General features: G+C 43.6%; 2 protein-coding genes. Both read left to right on the top strand.

The annotated features are described in order from the left end of the window. The coding region (locus tag SMSK597_RS08380; RefSeq protein WP_000297762.1) for an ABC transporter ATP-binding protein at positions 1-1,672 on the top strand (1,672 nt) is incomplete at its 5' end. 1 nt (position 1,673) lies between these two features. Then, complete coding sequence (locus SMSK597_RS08375; protein WP_001254291.1) at positions 1,674-3,422, top strand: ABC transporter ATP-binding protein; 1,749 nt, start codon at positions 1,674-1,676, stop codon at positions 3,420-3,422. Positions 3,423-3,585 lie beyond the last annotated feature (163 nt).

The raw sequence follows: 3,585 nt of genomic DNA, 5'->3' as shown, positions 1-3,585 counted from the left end.
ACCCTTGTTCAAGTTACTAGAAGCTGTGTTTGAGCTCTTGGTTCCCATGGTGATTGCTGGGATTGTTGACCAATCCTTGCCCCAGAGGGATCAAGGTCATCTCTGGATGCAGATTGGCCTGCTCCTTATCTTTGCAGTAATTGGTGTTGTAGTGGCCTTAATAGCCCAGTTATACTCAGCTAAGGCTGCGGTTGGATTTGCTAAAGAACTGACAGGTGACCTCTATCGCCACATTCTTTCATTACCCAAGGATAGCAGAGACCGTTTGACAACTTCTAGCTTGGTCACTCGCTTGACTTCGGATACCTACCAGATTCAGACTGGTATCAATCAATTCCTGCGTCTCTTTTTGCGAGCGCCTATTATCGTTTTTGGTGCCATTTTTATGGCCTATCGAATCTCAGCTGAGCTGACTTTCTGGTTCTTAGTCATGGTTGTCATTTTGACCATTGTTATTGTAGGGCTCTCTAGACTGGTTAATCCTCTCTACAGCAGTCTGAGAAAGAAAACGGATCAACTGGTTCAGGAAACGCGCCAGCAATTACAAGGAATGCGGGTTATTCGTGCTTTTGGTCAAGAAAAACGAGAGTTACAGATTTTTCAAACCCTTAACCAAGTTTATGCAAGATTGCAAGAAAAAACAGGTTTCTGGTCTAGTTTATTAACCCCTCTGACCTATCTGATTGTTAATGGAACCCTCCTTATTATTATCTGGCAAGGCTATATTTCAATTCAAGGAGGCTTGATCAGTCAAGGTGCTCTCATTGCCCTTATTAATTATCTCCTACAGATCTTGGTAGAATTGGTCAAGCTAGCCATGCTGATAAATTCCCTCAACCAGTCCTATATCTCAGCCAAGCGAATCGAGGAAGTTTTTGCTGAGGCTCCAGAAGATATCCATTCAGAGTTAGAACAAAAGCAAGCTACCAGAGATAAGGTTTTACAAGTCCAAGAATTGACTTTTACCTATCCAGATGCAGCTCAACCTTCTCTGAGAGACATTTCCTTTGATATGAAGCAAGGGCAAATCCTTGGTATTATTGGGGGAACGGGTTCTGGTAAATCAAGCTTGGTGCAACTCATCCTTGGATTTTATCCAGCAGACAAGGGAAGCATAGACCTTTATCGAGATGGATCTAGTCCTCTCAATCTTGAACAGTGGCGGTCTTGGATTGCCTATGTGCCCCAAAAAGTCGAACTCTTTAAGGGAACCATTCGTTCTAACTTGACTCTAGGTTTAGATCAAGAAGTAACTGACCAAGAACTCTGGCAGGCCTTGGAAATTGCACAAGCCAAGGATTTTGTCAGTGAAAAGGAAGGACTCTTGGATGCCACTGTTGAGGCAGGAGGTCGAAATTTTTCAGGTGGACAAAAACAAAGGTTGTCTATCGCACGAGCAGTCTTGCGTCAGGCTCCATTTCTCATCCTAGATGATGCTACCTCGGCCCTCGACACCATTACCGAGTCCAAGCTGTTGAAGGCTATCCGAGAGAACTTACCAAATACGAGCTTAATCTTGATTTCTCAACGAACCTCGACTTTACAGATGGCTGACCAGATTCTCCTCTTAGAAAAAGGAGAGCTCCTAGCTATCGGCAAGCACGAGGACTTGATGAAAACTAGCCAAGTCTATCGTGAAATTAATGCATCCCAGCATGGGAAGGAGGACTAGCATGAGACGACAAACTGCAAACCAGACGCTCACACGCTTGGCTAAAGATTTTGCAAGTCATCCTTTCCTCCTTTTCCTAGCTTTTCTAGGAACTATTGCCCAGGTTGGCTTATCAATTTATCTTCCCATCTTGATTGGGCAGGTCATTGACCAAGTCCTAGTGACTGGCTCTTCACCAGTTTTTTGGCAGCTTTTTCTCCAGATGCTCTTGGTGGTAATAGGAAATACAGTGGTACAATGGGTAAATCCTCTTCTCTATAATCGCCTAATCTTCTCTTATACCAGAGACTTGCGAGAGAGAATAATCAACAAGCTCCATCGGTTACCGATTGCTTTTGTTGATGAGCAAGGAAGCGGAGAGATGGTCAGTCGTGTAACCACGGACATTGAACAGTTAGCAGCTGGTTTGACCATGATTTTTAACCAATTTTTTATTGGCGTCTTAATGATTTTGATTAGTATTCTAGCCATGCTTCAGATTCATCTCCTCATGACTCTCTTAGTCTTGCTGTTGACGCCACTGTCTATGGTGATTTCACGCTTCATTGCCAAACGATCCTATCATCTCTTCCAAAAGCAAACAGAGACAAGGGGAATTCAGACTCAGTTGATTGAAGAATCGTTGAGCCAGCAGACCATTATCCAGTCCTTTAATGCTCAGGCAGAATTTATCCAAAGGCTGCGTGAGGCTAATGACAACTACGCAGGCTATTCGCAGTCGGCCATCTTTTATTCTTCAACGGTTAATCCTTCGACTCGCTTTGTCAATGCGCTCATTTATGCCCTTCTAGCTGGAGTAGGAGCTTATCGTATCATGATGGGGTCCACCTTGACCATTGGGCGCTTAGTGACCTTTTTGAACTATGTTCAACAGTACACCAAGCCTTTTAACGATATTTCTTCAGTGCTAGCTGAGTTGCAAAGTGCTCTCGCTTGTGCAGAACGTGTTTATGGAGTCTTAGAGAGTCCTGAGGTGGCTGAAAGTGGTAAGGAAGAGTTGACTAGTGACCAAGTTAAGGTAGCTATTTCCTTTAAACAGGTTTCTTTTGGCTACCATCCTGAAAAGATTTTGATTAAGGATTTATCTATTGATATTCCAGCTGGTAGCAAGGTGGCTATCGTTGGTCCGACAGGTGCTGGAAAATCAACTCTTATCAATCTTCTCATGCGTTTTTACCCTATTAACTCAGGAGATATCTTGCTGGATGGGAAATCCATTTATGACTATAGTCGTGCATCATTGAGACAGCAGTTTGGCATGGTGCTCCAAGAAACCTGGCTCAAGCAAGGAACTATTCATGATAATATTGCCTTTGGAAATCCTGAAGCCAGTCGGGAGCAAGTGATTGCTGCTGCCAAAGCAGCCAATGCCGACTTTTTCATCCAACAGTTACCTCAAGGCTATGATACCAAGTTGGAAAATGCTGGAGAATCTCTCTCTGTTGGTCAGGCCCAGCTCTTAACCATCGCCCGGGTCTTTCTGGCTATTCCCAAGATTCTTATCTTAGACGAGGCGACTTCTTCCATCGATACACGGACAGAAGTGCTAGTACAGGATGCCTTTGCCAAACTCATGAAGGGGCGCACAAGTTTTATCATCGCTCACCGCTTGTCTACCATTCAGGATGCGGATTTGATTCTTGTCTTGGTGGATGGCGACATTGTTGAGTATGGCAATCATCAAGAACTCATGGCTCGAAAGGGCAAGTATTATCAAATGCAGCAAGCTGCAGTTTTTAGCTCTGAATAAGCCATTCTAATTTCGAACTCTTATAGATAAAAAAGTTGCCTTCGGGTGACTTTTTTGTTACAATAGCTAGAAAAATTATTCACTGTAATACTCCATGAAAATCAAAGGGCAAACTAGGAAGTTAGCCGCAGGTTGCTCAAAGCACTGCTTTGAGGTTGTAGAT

It is taken from the genome of Streptococcus mitis SK597 (genome assembly GCF_000148545.1).
GTDB lineage: Bacteria > Bacillota > Bacilli > Lactobacillales > Streptococcaceae > Streptococcus > Streptococcus mitis_C.
The sequence above is the reverse complement of the archived record's forward strand: the minus strand, read 5'-3'. Positions and strand labels throughout refer to the sequence as shown.